This window comes from Massilia soli, assembly GCF_016809835.1.
Lineage (GTDB): Bacteria > Pseudomonadota > Gammaproteobacteria > Burkholderiales > Burkholderiaceae_D > Telluria_A > Telluria_A soli.
On sequence record NZ_JAFBIL020000004.1, the window covers coordinates 308601 to 333012 of the forward strand.

Sequence of the window (24412 nt, forward strand, 5' to 3'; positions counted from 1 at the left end):
CCGCGAACGCGTATGGAGCAACTGTAACGCAAAGCGCCATGCCGTGCAGCCATGACGGGTGCCGGGCTCGCTATGGTACGGGCGGGCGGAAGTGGCATAATGGTACAAATACACAGGTCACCAATGAATATAAGCTCCCCGCGCGCTGAAGGCCGCGATTTCGATTCCACGCAGTTCCGGCAAGCACTTTCACAGTTCGCTACCGGCGTCACTGTGATCACGACGCGCCAGGCCGATGGCAGTTTCCGCGGCCTGACGGCCAGTTCGTTCAACTCGGTGTCGCTGGAACCGCCGCTGGTGCTGTGGAGCCTGTCCGAGGCGGCCAACAGCATGCCCATCTTCAGCGGCAACTCCCACTATGTCATCAATGTGCTTGGCGCCGACCAGGCCCATCTGGCGCAGCGCTTTTCGCGCCGCACCGAGGACCCGTTCGCCGGCGTCGATTACGCGCTGTCCCGTACCGGCCAGCCGATCCTCCAGGGCGCGTCGGCCTGGTTCGAGTGCCATAACCGCAGCCGCTATCCGGAAGGCGACCACGTGATCTTTGTCGGCGAAGTCGAGGATTGCGCGTATACCCCGCAGGCGTCGCTGATTTTTCACGCCGGGCAATTCGGCAGCACCCAAACGCGGTAAAATTGCATATTAATAAAGTAGTATAGACAACTTGCCCCCAATCCAATACAGACAGGAAAGAGCATGAACCGATCCGAATCGCCGCGCAAGGCGCAGTTCCACTGGGACGATCCGCTGCTGCTGAACGAACAGCTGACCGACGAAGAACGCATGGTGCGCGACGCGGCCGCGGCCTACTGCCAGGACAAGCTGGCCCCGCGCATCCTCGAAGCCTTCCGCCACGAGCGCATGGACACCTCGATCTTCCGCGAGATGGGCGAGCTCGGCCTGCTGGGTCCGACGATTCCGGAACAGTACGGCGGCCCGGGCATGAACTATGTCGCCTATGGCCTGATCGCGCGCGAAGTCGAGCGCGTCGATTCGGGCTACCGCTCGATGATGAGCGTGCAGTCGTCGCTGGTGATGGTGCCGATTTACGAGTTCGGCACCGAGGCGCAGCGCCAGAAATACCTGCCGAAGCTGGCGACCGGCGAATGGATCGGCTGCTTCGGCCTCACCGAGCCGAACCACGGTTCCGACCCCGGCTCGATGATCACCCGCGCGCGCAAGGTCGACGGCGGCTACGCGCTGACCGGCGCCAAAATGTGGATCACCAACTCGCCGGTGGCCGACGTGTTCGTGGTCTGGGCCAAGGACGACGAAGGCGCAATCCGCGGCTTCATCCTCGACAAGGGCATGGCCGGCCTGAGCGCGCCTGCGATCCACGGCAAGTTCGGCCTGCGCGCCTCCGTCACCGGCGAAATCGTGATGGACAATGTGTTCTGCCCGGAAGAAAACGCCTTCCCGGACGTGCGCGGCCTGAAGGGTCCGTTCACCTGCCTGAACTCGGCACGCTACGGCATCGCCTGGGGCGCGCTGGGCGCGGCCGAAGCGTGCTGGCACACCGCGCGCCAGTACACGATGGACCGCCAGCAATTCGGCCGTCCGCTGGCCGCCAACCAGCTGGTGCAAAAGAAGCTGGCCGACATGCAGACCGAAATCACGCTCGGCCTGCAGGGCTGCCTGCAGCTGGGCCGCATGAAGGACGCCGGCACCGCCGCCGTCGAGATCACCTCGATGATGAAGCGCAATTCCTGCGGCAAGTCGCTGGACATCGCACGGGTCGCGCGCGACATGCTCGGCGGTAACGGCATCTCCGACGAGTTCGGCGTGATCCGCCACATGGTCAACCTCGAAGTGGTCAACACTTACGAAGGCACCCACGACATCCACGCGCTGATCCTGGGCCGCGCGCAGACCGGCATCGCTGCTTTCTGAGCGGACACAAGACGTTGCACATAAACCCGCTTCGGCGGGTTTTTTTATTGCGAACGCGACAACAACAAGCCAGTCGTGGGTACACTGGCAGACCGAGAACAGTCAGGCTCCATCGGCCTGGAGATCCCATGCGCGGTTTGCTTCGCCTTTTGCTAGGTTTCACCATGCTGGCCTGTGCCGCCGGCAGCGCCGGCGCCGAGGAGCGCACGATCCGGGTGGGCGTTTACCAGAACGCGCCGAAGATTTTCATTGATGCCGACGGCCGCGCCGACGGCATCATGGTCGACTTGCTGCGCAAGATCGCCGCGGCCGAACACTGGCAGCTGGCGTTTGTTCAATGCGAGTGGTCCGCCTGCATGGAGGCGGTCGAGCAAGGAAACATCGACCTGCTGCCCGATGTCGCCTGGTCGGTCGAACGCAACCGGGTACTCGACTTCCACAATATTCCCGCATTGCACAGTTGGTCGCAGGTGTACCGCCATCCGCGCGTGCCGATCGCCTCCATCATGGATCTTGACGGAAGAAAAGTCGCCGTCATGGGGGACTCGATCCAGCAAGCCTACCTGGACAATTTCCTGCTGCAGTTCGGGGTGCAGGCGCAGCTGGTGTCGGTGAGCTCGATCGACGCCGGCTTCGACCTGGTCAACACGCGCAAGGCCGACGTCGTCGTCGCCAGCAAGTATGCCGGCGATATCTATGCGAACCGCCACGCGCTGGTTGAAACGCCCATCGCGTTCCTGCCCGTGCGGCTGTTTTACTCCGCGCCCAAGGGCCGCGGCGGCAGCACGCTGGCGGCGATCGACCGCCACCTCGAAGCCTGGCAGCGCTCGGCCGATTCGCCCTATTTCGCCGTGCTGCAGCAGTGGCAGCGCAAGACGCTGCTGGCGCGCACGCCATCATGGGTGCGCTGGACCGCCGGTGCCATCGCCGCCGCGCTGGCGATCGCGTTGCTGCTGGCATTCTGGCTGCGCCGCCAGGTCGCGCTCAAGACCCGCGCGCTGGTTGACAGCCAGCAGCGCCTGTCGACCATCCTCGACAGCGTCGATAGCCTCATCTACATCAAGGATGCCAACTACCGCTACCAGTACGTCAACCGCGCCGCATGCGAGTTTTACGGTACCGGCTGCGACCAGATCCTTGGCAAAAGCGACGACGAGCTGTTCGACCCAAGCACCGCGGCGGGGATCCGCAGCACCGACCGCACAGTGATTGAACAGGGTACGCGTATCGTCGCCGAGGAAATCAGTTCCAGCACCCGCGCCGACCATCCGACGTTCCTGTCGACTAAAATTCCGCTGTGCCGCGAAGACGGCAGCGTGTATGGCTTGTGCGGCATCGCCACCGATATTTCGGAGCGCAAGAAAGACGAGGAATCGACCCGCATCGCCGCCACCGTGTTCCAGTCGCAGCAAGGGATGTTCGTGACCGGCCCAGATCGCCTGATGCTCGACGTCAACGATGCCTACGCGGCCATGAGCGGAACGCCGGCGCGCGCGCTGGTCGGCCAGCCGCCGCCGAAGGTATCGCTGGAAGCGGGCGGCGACGACGCCTGGGACAAGCTGTGGGAACTGGTCGGCACGCGCGGCATCTGGCAGGGCGACGTCTGGACCCACGACAGCAAGGGCACGCCCTACCCGGCCTGGCTGACCATCACCGCGGTACGCGATGCCGAAGGACGCATCACGAATTTCGTCGGCACCCAGGCCGACATGACGCGGCAAAAGATGGCCCAGGACGAGATCATGCAGCTGGCCAACTTCGACGCGCTGACCGGGCTGCCCAACCGGCGCCTGCTGCTCGAGCGGCTCGAGCATTGCCTGTCGGTGTACAACCGCAGCAAGCAGGCGGTGGCGCTGCTGTTTCTCGACCTCGACAATTTCAAGGACCTCAACGATACCCGCGGACACGAGGTCGGCGACCAGCTGCTCAAGCAAGTCGCGCAGCGCCTCAGGGACTGCATCCGCGAAGGCGATACCGTGGCCCGCCTCGGCGGCGACGAGTTCGTGATCTTGCTCGAAGGAATAGGAGAGACGGAACAACTAGCCGCCGCCCACGCGGCCACGGTGGGCTGGCATATCATCGAAGTCATTGGCAAACCCTTCAGCATCGGCGGCGGGTCGCACCACGCCACCTGCAGCATCGGCGCGGCACTGCGGCTCGATGCCGACACCGACAGCGACGAGCTGATGAAGCGCGGCGACCTGGCGATGTACGAAGCCAAGCGCGATGGCCGCAACACGCTGCGCTTTTTCCATGACAACATGGCGTTCGACGTGACTTACCGCATCGCGCTGGAGATCGAATTGCGCGAAGCGCTAACGCGCTCGGAATTCATGCTGCATTACCAGCCGCAGGTCGATGGCAGCGGCAAGGTCACAGGCGTGGAGGCGCTGCTGCGCTGGAACCATAGCAGCCGCGGCGTCGTCGGGCCGGCGGTATTCGTGCCGATCGCCGAAGCCTCCGGACTCATCGTCCAGCTGGGCGGATGGGTCCTGCGCAGCGCCTGCGAGCAACTGGCCGCGTGGGCATCGGTCCCTGCGCTGGCCCACCTGACGATGGCCGTCAACGTCAGCGCGCGCCAGTTCCGCCAGCAGGATTTCGTCGCCGTGACCTTGGCGACGATCAACGCCAGCGGCGCCCGCCCGGACTTGCTGAAGCTTGAATTGACCGAATCTCTGCTGATCGACAACGTCGAGGCGACGATCGACAAGATGCAGCAACTCAAGCAGCACGGCATCGGCTTCGCGCTCGACGATTTCGGCACCGGCTATTCGTCGCTGAGCTACCTGAAGCTGTTGCCGCTGAATCAGCTGAAAATCGACCGCTCGTTCGTGCGCGATGTGCTGATCGACCCCAACGATGCATCAATCGCGCGCAGCATTGTGGCGCTGGGGCAAGCGCTTGGCCTGGAGATCATTGCCGAAGGGGTCGAAACGGAAGCGCAGCGGGCCTTCCTGGCCGAGATTGGCTGTGACAGCTGCCAGGGCTACCTGTTTGGCCGCCCGATGGAAGTGGCGCAATTCGAAACCACGATACCGCAGGCGCAGCCGGGCGGATAAAAAAATGCCGCGCGGCCAAGACCGAGCGGCATTCACCCGCCTGGGCGGGGATCGTTCTGCGCGCTTGTTACAGCCAGCCGCGCACTACCATCTGCTCGGCGACGTAGTTCGACATCAGCGAGTAGCCAAATGGCGATGGGTGCACATCGTCAGCGAACAGGTACTTGCTGACGTCGCCGGCCACCAGGTTGCTGCCGTTGCAGACCAGCGAGGTGGTGCCGAGCGCGTTCGGGCCGCATGCCGGCTTGGCGACGTTGCTGATGCCAAACTTGGCAGGATTGAGAATCTGCTCCTGGCTGATGGTGAACAGGTCGACGAACAGGACGTTGGCGTCCAGGCCGTCCACACCGACACGCAGCGCGATGTTGAAGGCGTTGACCATACCGTTGATCAAGGTCTGCGTCGAAGCGGCTTGTGCCTTCGAGCTTGGTGCATTGCCCAGGTCAGGCAGGTTGACCAGCACGACGTACTTGGCGCCTTTGGCAACGACCTGGTTGCGAACCAGGTCGGCCAGCTCGGCTGCGGCAGCGGCCATGCGCGGTACCATTTTCGGACCGTTCTCGGCACCGTAGGCGGCGCCGGCTGCGGCACCGGCCTTGGCGCCCGCTTCGGCACCAGCGGTGGCCGCCCGGGCTTGCGCCTGGGCCACCATCGGGCCATACACGGCTGGCGAACCGACCGCCATGTTGCCTGGCTGCGCAGCCGCGGTGGCCACTGCAACGCCAACGATGGTTTGCGAGGTGCTGCCGGCGCGCGCCGACTCGGTTGCGACGGCAGCGCCGATCGCCTGGGCGGCGGTGGTTGGGTTGGTGGCGCCGACCGACAGCAGGCCGACCAGCGTGGAGGCGAAGGTCTGCGCGCCAACCTTGGCGCCTTCGGCGGCGCCGGCGGCGTTGCCGGCCGCGGTCGCGGCGGCGGTCAGTTCGCCCAGCAGCGCGAAGGCGTCATTGCCGCCAGCGCTCACGAAGACGACTTCGTCGCCCTTGAACCTGCCGCCATTGCGCGCCAGGTGGGTGGCGATCTGGGTGGCGACCGGATAGGTCAGCGCGCCGATGGCGGCGCCGGTGGCCTTATTGTTCGGGCCGATCGGATTGGTGACGCGGGCGCCGCCCTGGGCGTAGCCGGTGCAATTGAGGTTATTGGTGACCGGAACCGAGAAGCCCTTGGACGGATCGCCATCGAGGCCGGTGACGGCAGCGCATGGCGCCGGCAGGCCGAAGCGGGTTGCCATCAGCTCGGTCCAGTTTTTGCCGGTCAGCGCGGCATTGATCGCGGTATTGTCGCCGTTGATCGTAAACTTGCCGCCGCGCAGGGCAGCAACGGTGCCGACGGCGTAGGTGCCGACGTCGGACAGGCTGTCGCCAAACGATACCTGGGAAGCGAATTTCGGCTTCGGTGGCTGGACCGGAGTGTCGTTGTCGCTGCTGCCGCAAGCGGAAAGGATAGCCGCCGCCAGCAAGGCCAGCGCGATATTGTTGTGACGCATTGTGTCTCCTAAGAAGAATATATTTTTGATGCGAACGCCCGTGCTATTTGCACTACAACTAATATGCCAGCGTTAAGCAATCTTGTACATCGATAAACTTATCTACCCGTCGGGTCCGAACAACAATGGTTTCCCGTCAGGATGGTACGTGGTGGTTCAAAAGGCCGTGCACGATGCCGCTCGAACCATGCGCTGCGCGTCGCAGGCGGTCGTTTACGCCGAGCCACTCGCCGCCGCGCGGCGGTGCTTCCACCAGGATCACATCCGCGCCGGCCTGGTCCATCGAACGCAGCGCCGCGTACAGGGCGTGCGCAAATCCGTCCGGGCTGGACGGCAACTGCACTTCGGCGTGGGCTGGCGGGAAGGCGCTGTAGTGGACCAGGGCGACCTTGCGGCCCGCTGCCTGCAACTGGGCAAGCGTGGCCAGCAGTTCAGCGCTGTCCTGCATGGCCACCGGCGTATGCGGTGCGTAATGCGATTCGAGGGTGCCGGAAGCGCGCGGCGCGGCGGCGTCCGGCGCCGCCGGTACGCTGTCGATCACCGCGGCGATCGCGTCGGCGCTGATCTGACCGGGCCGCAGCAGCACCGGCCCATGGGTGGCCAGGCGCGACAGGTCGACAATCGTCGACTCGATGCCGACCTGGCTCTGGCCGCCGTCGAGGATCGCGGCGACGGTGCCGTCGGCGCCGAATTCGTCGCGTACATGCTGCGCGGTAGTCGGGCTGACGTTGCCGAATTTGTTGGCCGATGGCGCGGCGATGCCGCCCTTGCCGCCCTTAAAAGCTTGCAGCAGCGCGATGGCGACCGGATGCGAGGGGCAGCGGATGCCGACCGTGTCCTGGCCGCCGGAAACAGCGTCCGGTATGTGCGCCGCGCGTTTCAGGATCATCGTCAGCGGCCCAGGCCAAAAGGCATCGGCCAGTGCGCGCGCCTGGTACGGGATGTCGCTTGCCCAATGGTCCAGCTCGGCGCCAGGGGCGACGTGAACGATCACCGGGTGATCCATCGGGCGGCCCTTGGCGGCGTAGATGCGCGCCACCGCGGCCGGGTTCTCGGCATCGGCGCCCAGTCCGTAGACGGTCTCGGTGGGCAGGGCGACCAGCTGGCCCTGTTCCAGCAGGCGCGCTGCTGCGGCGATCGCCGCCACGTCAACGTCCTGCCCGCTCATGCGTCCTCCTCGATAGCGAGAATCTGGCAGGCCGAACGCAGCTTGACCTGCGCTTCGGCAAGCGTCGGCGCCACCAGGGTCAGGTGGCCCATCTTGCGGCCGCGGCGCGCTTGTTCCTTGCCGTACAGGTGCAGGCAGGCGCCGGGCAGCGCCAGCACTTGCTCCCAGGCCGGCTCGCGCGCGGTGTCGCTGTCGCCGTCGAACCAGATGTCGCCGAGAATATTGAGCATGACGGCCGGCGAATGCTGGCGCACGTCGCCCAGCGGCAGGCGCGCCATCGCGCGCACTTGCTGCGCGAACTGGCTGGTGACGCAGGCATCGATGGTGTAGTGGCCGCTGTTATGCGGGCGCGGCGCCATTTCGTTGACGACCAGGGTGCCGTCGTCGAGCACAAAGAATTCGATGCACAGCACGCCCACATAACCAAGCTGCGAGACGATTGCGCGCGCGGCATCCTGCGCCATCGCGGCGCAGGCGCTCGATACGTTCGGCCCTGGCACCGTGGTGGTAAACAGGATGCCGTCGCGATGGACGTTCTCGGCGATCGGGTAGACCACCGACTCGCCGTCAGCGCCGCGCGCTGTCAGCACCGAGACCTCATAGGCCAGCGGCAGCATTTTTTCAAGCAGGCAGGTAACGCCCTGCATCTCGGCAAACGCGGCGCGCACGTCGGCGCGCGTCTTGACGCGGACCTGGCCCTTGCCGTCATAGCCCATGCGCACGGTTTTCAGGATGCCCGGCAGCAGGTCATCAGGAATCGCGTCGATGTCTTCGCTTGTTGCAATGGTCTTGTGCGGCGCCGGCATGACGCCGGAGCTTGGCGCGCAGTCGACAAAGAACCGTTTCTCGGCGATGCGGTCTTGCGCCACCGACACGCACTGCGCCGACGGCGCCACGAAGCTGCGCTCGCCAAGCCATGCCAGGCTGTCGGCCGGTACATTTTCAAATTCGGTGGTGATGGCGGCGCAGGCGGAGGCCAGGTCGGCCAGTCCGGCGGCGTCGGAATAACCGGCCACGATCAGGCGGTCGGCCGCCTGCCCTGCCGGGCTGTCGCGCGCCGGGTCGAGTACGGCCACCTTGAAACCCATTGCCTGCGCCGCGTGCGCGAACATGCGGCCAAGCTGGCCGCCGCCCATCACACCCAGCGTTGCCGGTGGGCGCGCCGGGGGAAACTGCTTGGCGCTCATGCCGGCAACGCCATGGCCCGTGCGGCCGCGGTCTGGATGTCGCGGTAATCCTGCAGGCGATCGGCCATGACATCGTCGGTGCTGGCGAGCATCGCGACCGCCGCCAGCGCAGCATTTGTCGCGCCCGCTTCACCGATGGCGAAGGTGGCGACAGGAATGCCCTTTGGCATTTGCACGATCGACAGCAGCGAATCTTCGCCGCGCAGGTACTTCGACGGCACCGGCACGCCCAGCACCGGCACGATGGTCTTGGCGGCGATCATGCCCGGCAGGTGGGCGGCGCCGCCGGCGCCGGCGATGATGGCGCGCAGGCCGCGCGCACGCGCGCTTTCGGCGTAGGCGAACATGTCATCGGGCATGCGGTGCGCGGAAACGACTTGCGCTTCGAACGGGACGCCGAATTCCTTGAGGATGGCGACCGCGTGCTGCATCACATCCCAGTCGGACGACGAACCCATGACCACGCCAACGATAGGCTTTACGGTATCGTCCATCAGAGATCCAGCTTCTGGCCGGTCAGGCGCTCAAGTGCTTCGAGGTATTTGGCCTGGGTCTTGGCGATCACATCGGCCGGGACTGGCGGCGACGGCGGCGCCTTGTTCCAGTCCTTCAGGGTTTCCAGGTAATCGCGCACGAATTGCTTGTCGTACGATGGCGGCGACATGCCGGTCGCATAGCTTTCCATCGGCCAGAAACGCGACGAGTCGGGCGTGAGGATTTCATCGATCAGGTAGATTTTTCCGCTCTCGTCCTGGCCGAATTCAAACTTGGTATCGGCGATGATGATGCCTTTTTCGGCGGCGTATTCGGCAGCCTTGGTGTACAGCGCGATCGCGTAATCGCGCACCTGGCGCGCGACGTCGGCGCCGACGATGTTCTCGGCTTCTTCGAACGAAATGTTTTCGTCATGCGCGCCAGCCGGTGCCTTGGTCGACGGCGTGAACAACACCTGCGGCAGCTTCTCGGCTTCCTTCATGCCAGCTGGCAGCGCGATGCCGCACACCTTGCCGGTCTTCTGGTAATCCTTCCAGCCCGAACCGATCAGGTAACCGCGCACGATCGCCTCGATGCCCAGCGGCTTGAATTTCTTGACGACGATGGCGCGCCCTTCAACCTGCGCGCGCTCCTCGGGCGAGACAACCGACAGCGGATCGATGCCGGTCTCGTGGTTCGGCATCAGGTCGGCGAATTTCTGGAACCAGAAGTTCGACATCGCGGTCAGGATCTTGCCCTTGCCCGGGATCGGATCGTCGAGAATGACGTCGAATGCCGACAGGCGGTCGGACTGGATCACCAGCAGCTTGTCGTCGCCGACGGCGTAAATGTCGCGCACCTTACCGCGGTGCAGGAAGGGAAGCGACTTGAGGTTTGTTTCGAGAACACTAGACATCACGAATCCTTGAATTGCTTGAAGCTAAGCGCGCCCCGGAGGGCGCGCAAGGTTTGTTATTTTACGATCTGGGCCAGCTCGCCGTTCTTGTAACGCTCGGCCATCTTGTCGAGAGGCATCGGCTTGATCTTGCCAGCCTGGCCTTCGCAACCGAAGGACAGGAAGCGCGCCTTGCAGATTTCGGTCGCCGCTTCACGCGCTGGCTTGAGGTAGTCGCGCGGGTCGAACTTGCCCGGGTTCTGGAACAAGTACTTGCGGATCGCCGCCGTCATCGCCAGGCGGATGTCGGTGTCGATGTTGATCTTGCGGACACCGTGGCGGATGCCTTCCTGAATTTCCTCGACCGGCACACCGTAGGTTTCCTTCATGTCGCCGCCGAATTCGCGGATCACCGCCAGCAGTTCCTGCGGCACCGACGACGAACCGTGCATGACCAGGTGGGTGTTCGGGATGCGCGCGTGGATTTCCTTGATGCGGTCGATCGCCAGGATGTCGCCGGTTGGCTTGCGCGAGAACTTGTAGGCGCCGTGCGAGGTGCCGATGGCGATTGCCAGCGCGTCGCACTGGGTGCGCTGCACGAAGTCGGCGGCCTGGGCCACGTCGGTCAGCAGCTGTTCGCGGGTCATCGCGCCGTCGGCGCCATGGCCGTCTTCCTTGTCGCCCATCATCGTTTCGAGCGAGCCAAGCACGCCCAGTTCGGCTTCGACGGTCACGCCGATCGAGTGCGCGAACTTGACGACTTCACGCGAGACATCGACGTTGTAGTCGTACGATGCGACGCTCTTGCCGTCCGCTTCCAGCGAGCCGTCCATCATCACCGAGGTGAAGCCCGAGCGGATCGCGGCCATGCAGACCGCCGGCGACTGGCCGTGGTCCTGGTGCATGACGACGGGAATGTGCGGGTAGGATTCGACGGCGGCGTCGATCAGGTGGCGCAGGAACGCTTCGCCGGCATATTTGCGGGCGCCAGCGGAGGCCTGCATGATGACCGGGGAACCGACCGCATCGGCGGCAGCCATGATGGCCTGCACCTGTTCGAGGTTATTGACGTTGAACGCCGGCAGGCCATAGCCGTTTTCGGCGGCATGGTCCAGCAGTTGACGCATGGATACGAGGGACATGGTAGTACTCCAAGAACAATAGAAATCTGTAACCACCGCCGTTCCCGCGAAGGCGGGGACCCATACTTTGCTTGCTGAGCAGCTGTGTGATGGGTTCCCGCCTACGCGGGAACGACGGGGTGTCGTATTTAGTCGAATTCTCCTACGCGCACGATTTTCAGTGCGTTGGTGCCGCCGGCCTGTCCCATCGGGGATCCCCAGGTCACGACGATGGTGTCGCCCTTGCGCACGACGCCCTGTTTCATCAGCAATTCTTCGGCCTGGCGCAGCACCGCGTGGCTGCCGCCTTCCTGCAGCAGGTGATAAGCTTGCACGTTACGATACAGCGATGCTTTGCGCTGCGTCTGCTGTGACGGGGTCAGTGCGAAAATCGGCGTGTCGATGCTGTGACGGCTCATCCACAGCGCGGTCGAGCCCGACTCGGTCAGCGCGACGATCGCTTTCACGCGCAGGTGGTGCGCAGTAAACAGCGCGCCGTACGCGATCGACTGGTCGATGCGGGTGAACTGGATGTTCAGGAAATCGGCGTCGAGCTTGTTGTACTCGGACTGCTCGGCTTCGGCGCAAATGGCCGCCATCATTTCGACGGTCTCGATCGGGTACTTGCCCGATGCGGTCTCGGCCGAGGTCATCACGGCGTCGGTGCCGTCCAGCACCGCGTTGGCCACGTCCGATACTTCGGCGCGGGTCGGCACGGCGTTGACGATCATCGACTCCATCATCTGGGTCGCGGTGATGGCCAGCTTGTTGCTCTCGCGCGCCATGCGGATCATGCGCTTTTGCAGCGCAGGCACGGCGGCATTGCCCACTTCCACGGCCAGGTCGCCACGCGCGACCATGATGCCGTCGGAGGCGTCGAGGATTTCCTGCAGCACCGGGATCGCTTCGGCGCGCTCGATCTTGGCGATCATCCTTGGCTTGTGGTGGTATTGCTCGCCGGCGATGTTGGCCAGCTGGCGCGCCATTTCCATGTCGGTCGCGCTTTTCGGGAACGAGATCGCCAGGTAGTCGGCCTGGAAGCTCATCGCGGTCTTGATGTCTTCCATGTCCTTGGCGGTCAGTGCCGGCGCGGTCAGGCCGCCGCCCTGGCGGTTGATGCCCTTGTTGTTCGACAGCTCGCCGCCGACTTTGACCGTGGTGAAGACTTCGTGGCCGGCCACGCGGTCGACGATCAGCACGATCAGGCCGTCGTTCAGCAGCAGCTTGTCGCCCGGACGCACGTCGCGCGGCAGCGCCTTGTAGTCGAGGCCGACGCGTTCCTGGTTGCCCAGTTCGCCTTCATCGCCCCACTTGGCGTCGAGGATGAATTTTTCGCCATTTTCAAGGAAGATCTTGCCGTTTTCGAACTTGCCGACGCGGATCTTCGGACCTTGCATGTCGGCCATGATCGCCACTTCCTTGCCGCACTCGGCAGCCGCGCGGCGTACCAGCGTGGCGCGGTCGATGTGGTCTTGCGCTTTGCCGTGCGAGAAGTTCAGGCGCACAACGTCAACGCCTGCCTTGATCATCTTGACGAGGATATCGAAATCGGTCGACGCCGGGCCGATGGTTGCAACGATCTTTGTGCCACGATACATAGGTAATCCTTGAAGTAAAAGCGCAGCCGGAGGGCTGCGCTGGCGTTACTTGGTACTGCGTTGCAGGAGGATATCTACTGCTGGCAGCGTCTTCCCTTCGAGGAATTCGAGGAATGCCCCGCCGCCCGTCGAGATGTAGCCGATTTTATCGGTAATACCGTATTTCGCAATGGCAGCGAGGGTGTCGCCGCCGCCGGCAATCGAGAAGCCTTTGGAGCCGGCGATCGCCAGCGCCAGCATGCGCGTGCCTTCGCCGAATTGGTCGAACTCGAATACGCCGACCGGACCGTTCCACACGATGGTGCCGGCGCCGCGGATCTGCTGGGCCAGCGTCGCCGCCGTCTTCGGGCCGATGTCGAGGATCATGTCGTCATCCTGAACGTCGGCCACATCCTTGATGGTCGCTTCAGCGGTCGGCGAAAATTCCTTGGCGCAAACGACATCGACTGGAATCGGCACCGTGGCGCCGCGCGCCGACATCATCTCGATGATGGCTTTCGCTTCGTCGACCAGGTCGGCTTCGACCAGCGACTTGCCGATGTTCAGGCCCTTGGCCTTCATGAAGGTGTTGGCGATGCCGCCGCCGACGATCAGGTTGTCGACCTTGCCGGCCAGCGCCTTCAGGATCGACAGCTTGGACGACACCTTCGAGCCGGCGACGATGGCCAGCAGCGGATGGTTCGGCGCGCCCAGCGCCTTGCCCAATGCATCCAGTTCGGCGGCCAGCAGCGGGCCGGCGCAAACAACTGGCGCGAACTTGGCGATACCGTGGGTGGTCGCTTCGGCACGGTGCGCGGTGCCGAAGGCATCGTTGACGTAGACGTCGCACAGCTTGGCCATCTTCTGGGCCAGCTCGTCAGAATTCTTTTTCTCGCCCTTGTTGACGCGGCAGTTTTCCAGCAGGACGACCTGGCCGGGCTGCAGCTTGTCGAGCCCCTTGCCGTCGACCCAGTCCTGCTTCAGTTCAACCGGCTGGCCGAGCAGTTCGGACAAACGCGCGGCGACCGGCGCCAGGCTGTCTGCCGGCTTGAATTCGCCTTCGGTCGGACGGCCCAGGTGGGACGTCACCATGACCGTGGCGCCAGCCTTGAGGGCGGCCTGGATCGCAGGCACCGAGGCGCGGATACGCGTGTCCTCGGTAATGTTGCCCGCATCATCTTGCGGCACGTTCAGGTCGGCGCGGATAAACACGCGCTTTCCTTGCAGGGCGCCTTGGTCGATCAGGTCTTGCAGACGAGTAAAGTTGAGAACAGCGTGCATGGCTACCCAGACGGACAATTGAGAAAGAACGCTATTTTAACTCATGAACAATGCAAATTTGCCAGCACGGTTACTGGAACCAAAGCCGCAGGCCGGTAAAGAAGAGCATCCCGAAAACAATGGTTTCAAGCATATTTCTGCGCCAAAGGTAATAGCCGATCGATGCGAGGCCAGCCACCAGCTTCAGGTTGGTGAAGGCAAACTGCAGCTCCCCTTTACTGCCAAGCAACAAATCAGGCGCGACGATCGCGGCCAGCGCGCAGGCCGGCGCGAAGCGCAGCATTTCCTGCACCCGTTTCGGGATCGTGATGTGGTGGCCGACCAGCCAGAACGAGCTGCGGGTGGCCGCGGTGGCGAGCGCCAGCACGCCGATGGTGATCCAGATTTCGAGGTCGGTCATGTCCGCGGCCTTATTTTTTCCATGGTTTCTTCAACCACCATCGCGGTCACCATGCCGAGCAACACCGCTGCCAGCAGGCCCAGCTTGTACGGCAATTCGTAGGCCAGCACGGCGGTGGCGGCAGCCACCAGCACCCCGCAGGCGGCCGCCCTGTTGACCGTCAGCGGCACCATGATGCAGATGATGGCGAGGGTACCGGCAAAGCCCAGGCCCCACTCGGCCGGCACCGCGGCGCCGAGGAAAATGCCGGCGATGGAGCCAACCTGCCAGGCGCCCCAGTTCGGGTACAGCAGGCCCTTGAGGTAGGAAAGCTTGCCCAGCGCCGGTGCCTCGGTCGGGAAGCGCTGCAGGAACAAGGCCACCGACATGTCGCCTGACACATACCCGAGTGCGAAGCGTTTTTTCCACGGCAGGTGCGCAAAGTGCGGCGCCAGGATGGCCGAGAAGATTACGAAGCGCAGGTTGACGACCAGTGCCGTGGCGAACACCACCCAGATCGGGGCATTCGCGACAATCAGTGGAAGCGAGGCAAGCTGGGCCGAGCCGGCAAACACCAGCAGGGTCATCGCCAGCGCCTGCGGGATCGACAGGCCGGTCTTGATCATCGCGATACCGACCACCAGTCCCCATGCGCCGATGCCGAACAGGGTGGGAATGCCGACCTTGAGGCCTTCGCGGAACACCGCCGGGTCTTCGTCCGGCGGGCGAACCGCTTCGGCTTCCGCCGCCGCTGTTGGAATTTGCCCGCTCATGTTGTTTTCCTGCTACAGCCAATGCTGGAGGACAGTGCGGGCGAGGGGGAGCGGTCGGCCATGAAGCGCAATTCTTTGTGAGGCGCCGGGTCCGCTTTTCCATGGGAGAAAGGCGAGCACGGCCGTGATTGTTGAGGCGCTATTTTAACGGCCATTCCGGATGGCTGCCCGAATCCGCTAAAATCGAGGTCTTGCCCCTTAGCGTTTCGGAGAATCCATGAATCACAAACAAGTGCCTGCAGTAGAGCTAGAAGCCAAAGACCTGCCGGCGCACTGCCCGAACCCGGCGATGCCGCTGTGGTCGTCCCATCCGCGCGTGTTCCTCGACTTCGGCCACGACGGCCTGGCCAAGTGCCCGTATTGCGGCACCGAGTACATGCTCAAGCCAGGCACGGTCCTGTCGCATCACTAACCGCGGCACGCTGGAGAGCAGATGAAACGCCAGAAACAGCTGATCGGCACCGCCGCCGAGGTTGAGACCGCCTTCTATGAAGCGCTCAACCGCGGCGACGTCGACGCCCTGATGGAACTCTGGGCCGACGACGAGGAAATCATCTGCGTCCACCCGGGCGGCCCGCGCCTGCATGGCCACGCGGCGATCCACGCGTCGTGGGAAGCGATCCTCGAGCGCGGCGGCCTGCAGATCCGGCCGTCGCAGCTGTACGTCAGCCACAACATGATGAGCGCGGTACACAGCGTGGTCGAGGGTGTGACCTCGAACGGCGAGGAAGCAGCGCATCTTGTGGCCACCAATGTGTACATGAAGACCCCGGCCGGCTGGCGCATGGTGTCGCACCATGTGTCGGTCGCGCCTGGCCCGGTGCCTTCCGGCGCGCTGCCAACCAACCTGCACTGACCTTCGCCGCATGCGCTACACCGCACCGTTCTGGCTGCCTAGCGGACACCTGCAAACGATTTATCCCGCCATCGCGATCGCCAAGCCGCCAGTGACGTTCCGGCGCGAGCGCTGGGACGCGCACGACGGCGATTTCGTTGATGTCGATTTCGTTGATGGTGAGCCTGGCAAACCGTTCGTGGTGCTGTTTCATGGCCTGGAAGGTTCGTCCAACAGCCATTACGCACGCTCGCTGATGGCGGCGGTCGCCGCCCGCGGCTGGTCCGGCGCGGTGCCGCATTTCCGCGGCTGTTCAGGCGAAGCGAACCTTGCGCCGCGCTTCTACCATTCGGGCGATGCGCAGGAGCTCGACTGGATCTTGCGGCGCCTGCGGCCACGCGCGATGGGCAAGTTTTACGCCGTCGGCGTGTCGCTTGGCGGCAATGCCCTGCTACGCTGGCTAGGCGAAGGGCAACACGAATCCGAGATCGTCGATGCGGCCTGCGCCGTGTCGGCGCCGCTCGACCTGGCGCGCGGCGGCGAATCGCTGTCGTCAGGGTTCAACATGCTCTACACGCGCATGTTCCTGCAAACACTCAAGCCGAAGTGCCTCGCCAAGCTCGACCAGTTTCCCGGCCTGTTCGACCGCGACGCCTTGCTGTCCGCGCGCGACCTCTACGAATTCGACAACGTGGTGACGGCGCCCCTGCATGGCTACCGCGACACCAACGATTACTGGGACCGCGCCAGCGCCAAGCACGTGCTCGATGACATCACCGTGCCGACCCTGGTGCTCAACGCGCGCAACGACCCCTTCCTGCCTGGCGTGCATTTGCCAAGCAAGGCGTCGCCGCACGTTACGCTGGAGTACCCGGAACATGGCGGCCATGTCGGGTTCGCAAGCGGCGGCATTCCCGGCAGCCTCGACTGGCTGCCGCAGCGCCTGATCAGCTTCCTCGAGGGCGCCCCGTCAACGCGAGCGCCGAGCGCGCGCGAAGTGTGCGAAGCTGTCGAGCATGGATGACATTGTAAAAAAGGCCATCGCGAAATGGCCGAACGTACCGCACTGCTATGGCTGGCTGGCGCTTGATGCGCGCGGCGCCTGGCGCATGCGCGACGAGCGCGCGCAACACCTGGACCTTCCCGGCGACAAGGTACATCAACAGGCTTTGCTTGGATTCATCAATCGCAATTACGCGGCGGACGAGCGCGGCTGCTGGTATTTCCAGAACGGTCCGCAACGCGTGTACCTGAACCTGGAAGCGACGCCCTACATCGCGCGCACCGATCCGCAACAAGGCTTGCTGGTGCAGACCGGTGAGACACTTGGCGACATCGAGCGCGCGTGCATGACCGAGACCGGCGAGCTGATTGTGTGCGGCGGTGGCAAGGTCGCGAAGGTGGATGACCGCGACATGGGCCAATTGGTCGATGCGATGCAGATTAACGGCCAGCCCGCTTCAGACGATGCGCTGCTGGCATGGATGGAAGGCAGCCCGGGTTCATTAATGCTCGGCCAGGTGATCGTCGAGCGGATCAGGCAGGCTGCGGTGCCGGAAGAATTCGGCTTCGTGCAACGGCCGCAGGCCTAGCTCGCCGTTCCCGCGCATGCGGGAACCTTTACACTGCATCGAAGCTAGTTCAGCCTGGATTCCCGCCTGCGCGGGAACGACATATTACTTCTTCGCTTCCTCAATCTCTTCCCTGCGCTTGGCTTGCCATTCGCGTTCGCGCGCGTCGATCAGTGCCAGGTCGTAGAACGATGCATCCTTTGCCTTGCGCGCGATCGTCAGCTGGTCCAGCGCCGCCAGCACACTGCCACCCAACGCATACGACTCGGCCAGCGCCATGTGCTGCAGCGTCAGCTTTCCCTGCGCCGCGTACGCTTTCGCCAGCAGATCATGCAGTTTTGGCTCCTCGCGGTACAGCTGGACCTGGTCACGCAAGAACTTCGCAGCGTCGTCCAGTTTGCCGTTGGCGATCATTGCATCCGCATATTGGCGCGCGATCCCGCGCGATAGCGGGTATTGCAAATGGGCCAGTTCGGCTTCCTTCATTCCTTGCAGCTTGACCGCGGCCGGCTGGCCCGGCGCCAGCTTGATCTCGACGCCCAGGCTGGCGAAGGTCGGAGCGCCATACGAGCCGGCACGCTGGGCGGACATCACCGCGCCGCTGTCGGACGGCTTCATGGTGGCGCGCGCCTTGTCCAGCCATTCCTGCGCCTTGACGTGATTGCCGCGCTTGAGTTCGAGGAAAGCCAGTCCGTACTGCGCGCCCGCCTTCTGCTGCCGGTTCAGCTGCGTCAGCTGGCTCTCGAATGCCATGTGCGTGTCGCGCAGGCCTTGTACCGACTCATCCTGCAGCACGCGCGCGCGCGCGCGGACCAGGTGGAACTCGATACTGTCGATGCGCTGGCGGTAAGGCGTTTCGCGGATGCGCGACTGGATATCCGAAATACGTTCCGAGGTCAGCGGGTGGCTGCGCAGGTAGGCCGGCGTCAGGTCTGAATAATTGCGGCTGGCCGACTGAAGGCGCTGGAAAAACTCGACCATGCCGGTGGTGTCATAACCGCCTGCGCCCATAATCTGGAACCCCACGCGGTCGGCCTCTCGCTCGGCATCGCGCGAGAAATCGAGCTGGCGCTGGATCGCCAGGCCCTGGCCGCCCATGAAGACACCCATCGCGGCGTCGCTGCCGGCTTTGGAAGCGAGCGCGGCGAGCAGCATCGCCGCCAGCGGGATCAACGCGTCCTGGCGCTGCTGGCCAAGCATGCGGGCGATGTGGCGCTGGGCCACGTGGCCGATCTCGTGCGACATCACTGATGCCAGTTCGGATTCCGACTGCGCGGCGATCAGCAGGCCGGTGTGCGCTCCAATGAAACCACCTGGCAAAGCGAACGCGTTGAGGACCGGATCGCGCACGGCGAAGAAATAGTAGTCGGCATTGGTTTCGCCGCGCGCGCCCGGGTAAGCGGCGACGAGCGCGTTGCCGAAGCTGTTCATGTATTCGAGGATGACATCGTCGTCGATGAAATCGCGGTCGCGGCGGATGTCGCGCATGATTTCTTCGCCGAGCTTGCGTTCGAATACGGGAGACAGGTCTTCGCGGGCGGTGTCGCCGAGCGTCGGCAGGCTAGGTGCTGCGGTGGTGGCCTGGGCGTAGCCGGCCGGGATCGCAACGACAAAGGACGTGAGCGCCGCAGCCGAAACGGCCGTGACGGCACGCCGGATTCGCGTGGTGAGGCGTCGAAGAGCTGGAGCTGGTTTCGTTTTCACGGTGCTATGATAACCGCATCTGCGAAACGTGCATCTTCCGCCAACATTTTATTACCACCCATCATTCCCAACAATGACAACCAATTCCAACCCGCAAGGCGACCTCACCCATTTTGACGCGACCGGACAGGCGCACATGGTTGATGTCGGCGCTAAAAACGAAACCCATCGCATTGCCGTTGCGGCCGGGACCGTCCGCATGAAGCCAGAGACATTGGCGCGCGTGGTGTCGGGAACTGCAAAGAAGGGCGATGTGCTGGGGATTGCGCGCATTGCGGCGATCATGGCGGCGAAGAAGACAAGCGACCTGGTGCCGCTGTGCCATCCGCTGGCGCTGACGCGGGTTGCTGTGGATTTCGAGATTGATGAGGCAGCGTCAAGCGTTCATTGCCGTGCGCAGGTTGAGACCGTGGGGAAGACTGGGGTGGAGATGGAGGCGTTGACCGCGGTGCAGGTTGGACTGCTAACAATCTACGACATGTGCAAGGCCGTTGATAGAGGGATGATGATGACAAATATTCGTGTTCTGGAAAAGCATGGTGGCAAGTCGGGGGACTGGTCCGCTGAGATTCAATAGTACTAACGCAAAAAAATACTCCAACCGGAGTTGGAGTATTTGTCGTTTGCGACTACAACGATGTTTAGTTGATTATTCGCGCTTACGATTATTAAGGTGCTGCTGCGGCGGCGACGCAACCAGGACCGCTGTGTTTCTCTTCAGCAGTGGTACCGCAAGTCCACAGGCCGGCATCGTCGCGGGTCAAGGTAATAGCCTTGTCGCTAACCGCCGCCGGGCCGCCTTCGATTTCACAGACCAAGGTGGTTTCGGTTGCAGTCATGATGCAGTTCGTGGTTTCGGCCTTGACGCTCGGAAGCTTACCGATTGCATCAACAACGACCCCATCATTCACCGCGACTTCATAAGGTGTCTTAGCGGCCGAAACTTCACCTAAGGCAGCTGCGAACTTCGACTTAGCAACGTAATCTTGGTAAGCAGGAATTGCAACTGCTGCCAAGATACCAATGATTGCTACAACGATCATCAGTTCGATCAGGGTGAAACCGGCTTGGGCTTGTTTCTTCATCATTTTCATCGATTTCATGGTGTTTCTCCGTGTGGGTTTAAATTTTGTCTTGCACTGCTACCGCCCTTTCATATGAGCAATTGCCGTGCCAGCTTGAATTCACGGGTTTTTATTATTTCGAAGACATCAAAACCAGGTAACTCAGCCATTTTCCGTCATTAATACTGACATTTTTTGTCAGTTTAGGTTCCGAAGTTTGTCAGTAATCATGCACTGACAGAAAATTGCATACGAGTTCCGGCCAGATCAATGGCGTCGCCATTATTGAGAAACTGCTCGTCTCCCTGCATTTCAACGCCATTGATGCGGGGGCGTGTAGCGCCATCAACGTGGCGAATAAAATAACGCTCTTCCTGCCGCCCGATCACTATGACGAGCACGCCTGGGCTGCCGAGGGTAGTCAGCGGCTTGACGAGAGCGAGCTTCTTCCCTTGGTTCGGGCCGGTTAGCACTTCGATGGACGCGACTGGCGTGGCGGACGGAGCAGTGCCGACGATGTAGCTAATAGTATGCAATGCGACCTTGATGACATCACGGTCCGCAAGGGTCTGCCGCGCGATCCGCTGGCCATTGACAAAAGTACCATTGGTACTGCCCAGGTCTTCCACCTGGATATCGCTTGCCGATACGGTCAGCGCGGCATGCTGGGCACTGACGGCCCGGTGCGCGATCACGATATCGTTGCTGGGATGGCGCCCGATGGTCATGCGTGGTTTGATCAGCTCAACCTCCTGCTCCACCATGTCACCGTGCGATACGATAATTCTGGCCACTGGCCTCTCCATGTCTGATCTCACAACTGTCCCCTGCTCCCCCGTCGTTCCCGCGCAGGCGGGAACCTATGCTTCGTCCAGTTCGCCGATATTGCGCGCTCTGCCATCCTGGTCGATCACCTATAGGTTCCCGCCTTCGCGGGAACGACGGGGGAAATAAAAACGGGGAGCGAATTCGCTCCCCGTCATTATTGACTACCTTTGCCCATGCTTACAAATTACAGCATGGCTTTCAGCAGACGCGCCATTTCCGACGGGTTCTTGGTGGTCGTGATACCGCATGCCGCCATGATTTCCAGCTTGGCTTCCGCAGTGTCAGCGCCACCCGAGATCAGCGCGCCGGCGTGGCCCATGCGCTTGCCTGGAGGAGCGGTAACACCAGCGATGAAGCTGACAACCGGCTTCTTCATGTTGTCACGGATCCAATAAGCCGCGTTGGCTTCGTCAGGACCGCCGATTTCGCCGATCATGATGACCGCGTCGGTATCAGGATCGTCGTTGAACATCTTCATGACGTCGATGTGCTTCAGACCGTTGATCGGATCGCCGCCGATGCCGACTGCCGACGACTGGCCCAGGCCCAGTGCGGTCAGCTGGCCGACTGCTTCATAGGTCAGGGTGCCCGAACGCGATACCACGCCGATACGGCCCTTGCGGTGGATGTGGCCTGGCATGATGCCGATCTTGATCTCGTCAGGGGTGATCAGGCCTGGGCAGTTAGGGCCCAGCAGCAGGGTCTTCGAACCTGCTTTGGCCATGCGGTCCTTCAGGGCCATCATGTCGCGGACAGGAATGCCTTCGGTGATGCAGATCGCCAGGTCCAGTTCAGCTTCGACAGCTTCCCAGATTGCGGCAGCCGCGCCTGCTGGCGGAACATAGATGACCGACACGTTGGCGCCGGTTGCTTTTTTCGCTTCAGCGACGTTGGCAAAAATAGGAATGCCTTCGAAGTCTTCGCCGGCTTTCTTTGGGTTCACGCCTGCAACGAATGCTTCCTTGCCGTTCGCGTACTCGCGGCACATGCGGGTGTGGAACTGACCGGTCTTGCCGGTAATTCCCTGGGTGACTACTTTTGTATCTTTATTAATCAGGATCGACATGTTATTTCCTTCGAATTAGGCTTTACCAGCAGCAGCGGCGACTACGGCTTTCGCTGCGTCTTCCATCGTATCGGCGGCGATGATCGGCAGGCCGGAGTCGGCCAGCATCTTCTTGCCGATGTCTTCGTTGGTGCCCTTCATGCGCACAACCAGTGGCACTTTCAGGGAAACGGCCTTCGATGCGGTGATCACGCCTTCGGCGATCACGTCGCAGCGCATGATGCCGCCGAAGATGTTGACCAGGATGGCTTTCAGGCCAGGGTTCTTCAGCATGATCTTGAATGCTTCGGTCACTTTTTCTGCCGTCGCACCGCCGCCCACGTCGAGGAAGTTGGCCGGCTCGCCGCCGAACAGCTTGATGGTGTCCATGGTCGCCATGGCCAGGCCAGCGCCGTTAACCAGGCAGCCGATGTTACCGTCGAGCGAGATGTAAGCCAGGTCGAACTTCGATGCTTCGACTTCTGCCGGATCTTCTTCGTCCAGGTCGCGGTAAGCGACGATGTTTGGCTGGCGATACAGCGCGTTCGAATCGAAGTTGAACTTGGCGTCCAGTGCGATGACCTTGCCGCTGCCGGTCAGGATCAGCGGGTTGATTTCAGCCAGCGAAGCGTCGGTTTCCCAGTACGCCTTGTACAGGCCCTGGAGCTGGGCGCGCGCGTCGGCCAGCGATTCGGCAGGAACGCCGATCTTGGTCGAGATGTCGTCCGCTTCCGCGTCGGTCAGGCCGACCGATGGGTCGATCGCGATCGAGTGGATTTTTTCCGGGTTCGAGTGAGCGACTTCCTCGATGTCCATGCCGCCTTCCGACGACGCCATCAGCACAACCTTCTGGCTGACGCGGTCGGTGACCATCGACACGTACAGTTCTTTCTTGATGTCCGCGCCTTCTTCCACCAGCAGGCGGCGTACTTTCTGGCCTTCAGGGCCGGTCTGATGCGTGATCAGCTGCATGCCCATGATCTGTTCTGCGTATTCCTTGACCTGCTCCAGCGATTTTGCGACTTTCACGCCGCCGCCCTTGCCGCGGCCACCAGCATGAATCTGCGCCTTGACTACCCAGACCGGGCCGCCCAGCGTCTCTGCTGCTTTGACAGCCTCTTCTACGGACATGCACGGGATGCCGCGCGGTACCGTCACTCCGAATTGCCGGAGGATTTCTTTGCCTTGATACTCATGGATTTTCATGCTGGCTTCCCTTCTTATGATGCTGATTTGTAGAAATACGGTTGAGATGTGAAACGAACGTCGGAAAAACGGAACTCTGGTCAGCTGGTCACTGGTTTCGCAACCCAGCGCGGATAATACATGGCGACCGCCGGGCCATCGGCGCGCAGGCCGTGGCATTTGTCGATCTGGAACGGACGATGGGGCAACAGGTCGTCGTCGGCGCCATCGCGGGTTTTGATGACATCGTTGGCGTACGCCTGGATGGCGGCCGTCGGCAAGACTTGCGCCAGTTCGGTCAGGTGGGTGCAGCCGAGGACGCCGGACAGGCGCTCTTTCAAGCCCGCGCGGAAACCTTTCATCAGCGACAGGCCAACCAGCTGCTTGTAGGCAGGACCGATGGTATCGCAATAGCCCGGATAGGGAACCGCATCGGAGGCCGCTTCGGCGTCGACGATGGTCAGTTCGAGGTCAATGGTGATGCGCAGGCTGAGTTCATGCAGGGGTGTTCCGCCAGTCCGGACGCCGGAAGCGAGCGTCACGTCGTTCACTTTCACATCGGTGATTCGCGCATCGAGATCCCATAGGCCATCGTCGCGCTTGAACGCTTCGACTTGGATGGCGCGGGTGTGCCGCAACGCGCGCGGAACAGGTGATGACAGGGGCATAAGGGCCGAATGCCGGAGAGCGGCGAAAAATTGTGTGCAGCTGGTGTGCTGATGCACGCTACCGCAGCTTCTGCGGCAACTACCGCTCATGCGGCGCTGCTTAAACCACAAAAGTTTATCACATGTGGACGCTGCATTGCGGCATAACATCAGTCTGTTGTCGATGCGATAATGTTCCATCGACGGCGAAACGGTGGGGGTGCAATGCCTGAATAGATGGGA

24 protein-coding genes are annotated in these 24412 nt (G+C 62.6%); 8 read left to right on the forward strand and 16 right to left on the reverse strand.

Annotation, left to right across the window (positions count from 1 at the left end; all coding sequences use genetic code 11):
* Nucleotides 1-123: 123 nt before the first annotated feature.
* The 3 genes from I4X03_RS11610 (at nucleotide 124) to I4X03_RS11620 (ending at nucleotide 4949) form a co-directional block, all read left to right on the forward strand.
* On the forward strand, nucleotides 124-633 hold the full coding sequence (locus I4X03_RS11610; protein WP_223468384.1) for a flavin reductase family protein: 510 nt from the start codon (nucleotides 124-126) through the stop codon (nucleotides 631-633).
* 63 nt (nucleotides 634-696) lie between these two features.
* Complete coding sequence (locus I4X03_RS11615) at nucleotides 697-1890, forward strand: acyl-CoA dehydrogenase (RefSeq protein WP_223468385.1); 1194 nt, start codon at nucleotides 697-699, stop codon at nucleotides 1888-1890.
* Between the two features lie 128 nt (nucleotides 1891-2018).
* Nucleotides 2019-4949, forward strand: a complete 2931-nt coding sequence (locus I4X03_RS11620) for an EAL domain-containing protein (protein ID WP_223468386.1) — start codon at nucleotides 2019-2021, stop codon at nucleotides 4947-4949.
* Nucleotides 4950-5016: 67 nt separating this feature from the next.
* Here I4X03_RS11620 and I4X03_RS11625 read toward each other — a convergent pair whose 3' ends face one another.
* From I4X03_RS11625 to I4X03_RS11670, 10 genes are all read right to left on the reverse strand, one after another.
* The gene (locus tag I4X03_RS11625) at nucleotides 5017-6435 is read right to left on the reverse strand and encodes an SGNH/GDSL hydrolase family protein (RefSeq protein WP_223468387.1); all 1419 of its coding nucleotides are present in this window, start codon (nucleotides 6433-6435) and stop codon (nucleotides 5017-5019) included.
* Nucleotides 6436-6571: 136 nt separating this feature from the next.
* Nucleotides 6572-7603 carry an L-threonylcarbamoyladenylate synthase gene (locus tag I4X03_RS11630; protein ID WP_223468388.1) on the reverse strand — a complete coding sequence of 344 codons (1032 nt, stop codon included), beginning with the start codon at nucleotides 7601-7603 and terminating at the stop codon, nucleotides 6572-6574.
* Nucleotides 7600-8790: a 5-(carboxyamino)imidazole ribonucleotide synthase gene (locus I4X03_RS11635; RefSeq protein ID WP_223468389.1), complete on the reverse strand. Its 1191-nt coding sequence runs from the start codon at nucleotides 8788-8790 to the stop codon at nucleotides 7600-7602. The genes I4X03_RS11630 and I4X03_RS11635 overlap by 4 nt, the downstream gene beginning before the upstream one ends.
* The gene (gene purE / locus I4X03_RS11640) at nucleotides 8787-9284 is read right to left on the reverse strand and encodes a 5-(carboxyamino)imidazole ribonucleotide mutase (RefSeq protein WP_223468390.1); all 498 of its coding nucleotides are present in this window, start codon (nucleotides 9282-9284) and stop codon (nucleotides 8787-8789) included. The genes I4X03_RS11635 and purE overlap by 4 nt, the downstream gene beginning before the upstream one ends.
* Nucleotides 9284-10180 (reverse strand): phosphoribosylaminoimidazolesuccinocarboxamide synthase, encoded by an 897-nt coding sequence (locus I4X03_RS11645; protein ID WP_223468391.1) that lies wholly within the window; start codon nucleotides 10178-10180, stop codon nucleotides 9284-9286. Before I4X03_RS11645 ends, purE begins: the two co-directional genes overlap by 1 nt.
* A gap of 56 nt (nucleotides 10181-10236) precedes the next feature.
* Nucleotides 10237-11301, reverse strand: coding sequence for a class II fructose-bisphosphate aldolase (gene fba / locus I4X03_RS11650; protein ID WP_223468392.1), 1065 nt, complete (start codon nucleotides 11299-11301; stop codon nucleotides 10237-10239).
* A 128-nt stretch (nucleotides 11302-11429) separates the two neighbouring features.
* Complete coding sequence (gene pyk / locus I4X03_RS11655) at nucleotides 11430-12878, reverse strand: pyruvate kinase (RefSeq protein WP_223468393.1); 1449 nt, start codon at nucleotides 12876-12878, stop codon at nucleotides 11430-11432.
* Nucleotides 12879-12923: 45 nt separating this feature from the next.
* Nucleotides 12924-14138, reverse strand: coding sequence for a phosphoglycerate kinase (locus I4X03_RS11660; RefSeq protein WP_223468394.1), 1215 nt, complete (start codon nucleotides 14136-14138; stop codon nucleotides 12924-12926).
* Nucleotides 14139-14208: 70 nt separating this feature from the next.
* Nucleotides 14209-14538, reverse strand: a complete 330-nt coding sequence (locus tag I4X03_RS11665; RefSeq protein ID WP_223468395.1) for an AzlD domain-containing protein — start codon at nucleotides 14536-14538, stop codon at nucleotides 14209-14211.
* On the reverse strand, nucleotides 14535-15290 hold the full coding sequence (locus I4X03_RS11670) for an AzlC family ABC transporter permease (RefSeq protein WP_223468396.1): 756 nt from the start codon (nucleotides 15288-15290) through the stop codon (nucleotides 14535-14537). Before I4X03_RS11670 ends, I4X03_RS11665 begins: the two co-directional genes overlap by 4 nt.
* A gap of 217 nt (nucleotides 15291-15507) precedes the next feature.
* Between I4X03_RS11670 and I4X03_RS11675 the strand changes: the two genes are divergently transcribed.
* Genes I4X03_RS11675 through I4X03_RS11690 form a run of 4 tightly spaced genes read left to right on the forward strand, consistent with a single transcriptional unit; the run spans nucleotide 15508 to nucleotide 17717 of the window.
* Nucleotides 15508-15702 carry a zinc-finger domain-containing protein gene (locus I4X03_RS11675; protein WP_169465550.1) on the forward strand — a complete coding sequence of 65 codons (195 nt, stop codon included), beginning with the start codon at nucleotides 15508-15510 and terminating at the stop codon, nucleotides 15700-15702.
* A 21-nt stretch (nucleotides 15703-15723) separates the two neighbouring features.
* A complete protein-coding gene (locus I4X03_RS11680) occupies nucleotides 15724-16146 on the forward strand; it encodes a YybH family protein (protein WP_223468397.1) in 423 nt (140 codons plus the stop codon).
* A gap of 10 nt (nucleotides 16147-16156) precedes the next feature.
* Complete coding sequence (locus I4X03_RS11685) at nucleotides 16157-17149, forward strand: YheT family hydrolase (RefSeq protein ID WP_223468398.1); 993 nt, start codon at nucleotides 16157-16159, stop codon at nucleotides 17147-17149.
* Complete coding sequence (locus tag I4X03_RS11690) at nucleotides 17142-17717, forward strand: DUF2946 family protein (RefSeq protein ID WP_223468399.1); 576 nt, start codon at nucleotides 17142-17144, stop codon at nucleotides 17715-17717. The genes I4X03_RS11685 and I4X03_RS11690 overlap by 8 nt, the downstream gene beginning before the upstream one ends.
* 84 nt (nucleotides 17718-17801) lie before the next feature.
* Here the strand turns inward: I4X03_RS11690 and I4X03_RS11695 are convergent, their stop codons facing one another.
* Nucleotides 17802-19400, reverse strand: a complete 1599-nt coding sequence (locus I4X03_RS11695; protein ID WP_370660510.1) for a M48 family metalloprotease — start codon at nucleotides 19398-19400, stop codon at nucleotides 17802-17804.
* 73 nt (nucleotides 19401-19473) lie between these two features.
* On the opposite strand from I4X03_RS11695, the gene moaC reads away from it, so the two are divergent.
* Complete coding sequence (moaC, locus tag I4X03_RS11700; RefSeq protein ID WP_223468400.1) at nucleotides 19474-19977, forward strand: cyclic pyranopterin monophosphate synthase MoaC; 504 nt, start codon at nucleotides 19474-19476, stop codon at nucleotides 19975-19977.
* Between the two features lie 91 nt (nucleotides 19978-20068).
* Here the strand turns inward: moaC and I4X03_RS11705 are convergent, their stop codons facing one another.
* The 5 genes from I4X03_RS11705 to I4X03_RS11730 all read right to left on the reverse strand — a co-directional run bounded on the left by I4X03_RS11705 (nucleotide 20069) and on the right by I4X03_RS11730 (nucleotide 24190).
* Nucleotides 20069-20503 (reverse strand): pilin, encoded by a 435-nt coding sequence (locus tag I4X03_RS11705; protein WP_307735361.1) that lies wholly within the window; start codon nucleotides 20501-20503, stop codon nucleotides 20069-20071.
* A 188-nt stretch (nucleotides 20504-20691) separates the two neighbouring features.
* Nucleotides 20692-21258 (reverse strand): FHA domain-containing protein, encoded by a 567-nt coding sequence (locus I4X03_RS11715; RefSeq protein WP_223468401.1) that lies wholly within the window; start codon nucleotides 21256-21258, stop codon nucleotides 20692-20694.
* A gap of 218 nt (nucleotides 21259-21476) precedes the next feature.
* Complete coding sequence (sucD, locus tag I4X03_RS11720) at nucleotides 21477-22358, reverse strand: succinate--CoA ligase subunit alpha (RefSeq protein WP_223468402.1); 882 nt, start codon at nucleotides 22356-22358, stop codon at nucleotides 21477-21479.
* Between the two features lie 15 nt (nucleotides 22359-22373).
* On the reverse strand, nucleotides 22374-23543 hold the full coding sequence (sucC, locus tag I4X03_RS11725; RefSeq protein ID WP_223468403.1) for an ADP-forming succinate--CoA ligase subunit beta: 1170 nt from the start codon (nucleotides 23541-23543) through the stop codon (nucleotides 22374-22376).
* An 80-nt stretch (nucleotides 23544-23623) separates the two neighbouring features.
* Complete coding sequence (locus tag I4X03_RS11730; RefSeq protein ID WP_223468404.1) at nucleotides 23624-24190, reverse strand: DUF2889 domain-containing protein; 567 nt, start codon at nucleotides 24188-24190, stop codon at nucleotides 23624-23626.
* Nucleotides 24191-24412 lie beyond the last annotated feature (222 nt).

What these genes read in the sequence shown, in the direction of transcription:
- I4X03_RS11610 (WP_223468384.1), top strand. Translation starts at nt 124, where the DNA reads ATGAATATAAGCTCCCCGCGCGCTGAAGGCCGCGATTTCGATTCCACG.
- I4X03_RS11615 (WP_223468385.1), top strand. Translation starts at nt 697, where the DNA reads ATGAACCGATCCGAATCGCCGCGCAAGGCGCAGTTCCACTGGGACGAT.
- I4X03_RS11620 (WP_223468386.1), top strand. Translation starts at nt 2,019, where the DNA reads ATGCGCGGTTTGCTTCGCCTTTTGCTAGGTTTCACCATGCTGGCCTGT.
- I4X03_RS11625 (WP_223468387.1), bottom strand. Translation starts at nt 6,435, where the DNA reads ATGCGTCACAACAATATCGCGCTGGCCTTGCTGGCGGCGGCTATCCTT.
- I4X03_RS11630 (WP_223468388.1), bottom strand. Translation starts at nt 7,603, where the DNA reads ATGAGCGGGCAGGACGTTGACGTGGCGGCGATCGCCGCAGCAGCGCGC.
- I4X03_RS11635 (WP_223468389.1), bottom strand. Translation starts at nt 8,790, where the DNA reads ATGAGCGCCAAGCAGTTTCCCCCGGCGCGCCCACCGGCAACGCTGGGT.
- purE (WP_223468390.1), bottom strand. Translation starts at nt 9,284, where the DNA reads ATGGACGATACCGTAAAGCCTATCGTTGGCGTGGTCATGGGTTCGTCG.
- I4X03_RS11645 (WP_223468391.1), bottom strand. Translation starts at nt 10,180, where the DNA reads ATGTCTAGTGTTCTCGAAACAAACCTCAAGTCGCTTCCCTTCCTGCAC.
- fba (WP_223468392.1), bottom strand. Translation starts at nt 11,301, where the DNA reads ATGTCCCTCGTATCCATGCGTCAACTGCTGGACCATGCCGCCGAAAAC.
- pyk (WP_223468393.1), bottom strand. Translation starts at nt 12,878, where the DNA reads ATGTATCGTGGCACAAAGATCGTTGCAACCATCGGCCCGGCGTCGACC.
- I4X03_RS11660 (WP_223468394.1), bottom strand. Translation starts at nt 14,138, where the DNA reads ATGCACGCTGTTCTCAACTTTACTCGTCTGCAAGACCTGATCGACCAA.
- I4X03_RS11665 (WP_223468395.1), bottom strand. Translation starts at nt 14,538, where the DNA reads ATGACCGACCTCGAAATCTGGATCACCATCGGCGTGCTGGCGCTCGCC.
- I4X03_RS11670 (WP_223468396.1), bottom strand. Translation starts at nt 15,290, where the DNA reads ATGAGCGGGCAAATTCCAACAGCGGCGGCGGAAGCCGAAGCGGTTCGC.
- I4X03_RS11675 (WP_169465550.1), top strand. Translation starts at nt 15,508, where the DNA reads ATGAATCACAAACAAGTGCCTGCAGTAGAGCTAGAAGCCAAAGACCTG.
- I4X03_RS11680 (WP_223468397.1), top strand. Translation starts at nt 15,724, where the DNA reads ATGAAACGCCAGAAACAGCTGATCGGCACCGCCGCCGAGGTTGAGACC.
- I4X03_RS11685 (WP_223468398.1), top strand. Translation starts at nt 16,157, where the DNA reads ATGCGCTACACCGCACCGTTCTGGCTGCCTAGCGGACACCTGCAAACG.
- I4X03_RS11690 (WP_223468399.1), top strand. Translation starts at nt 17,142, where the DNA reads ATGGATGACATTGTAAAAAAGGCCATCGCGAAATGGCCGAACGTACCG.
- moaC (WP_223468400.1), top strand. Translation starts at nt 19,474, where the DNA reads ATGACAACCAATTCCAACCCGCAAGGCGACCTCACCCATTTTGACGCG.
- I4X03_RS11705 (WP_307735361.1), bottom strand. Translation starts at nt 20,503, where the DNA reads ATGAAATCGATGAAAATGATGAAGAAACAAGCCCAAGCCGGTTTCACC.
- sucD (WP_223468402.1), bottom strand. Translation starts at nt 22,358, where the DNA reads ATGTCGATCCTGATTAATAAAGATACAAAAGTAGTCACCCAGGGAATT.
- sucC (WP_223468403.1), bottom strand. Translation starts at nt 23,543, where the DNA reads ATGAAAATCCATGAGTATCAAGGCAAAGAAATCCTCCGGCAATTCGGA.
- I4X03_RS11730 (WP_223468404.1), bottom strand. Translation starts at nt 24,190, where the DNA reads ATGCCCCTGTCATCACCTGTTCCGCGCGCGTTGCGGCACACCCGCGCC.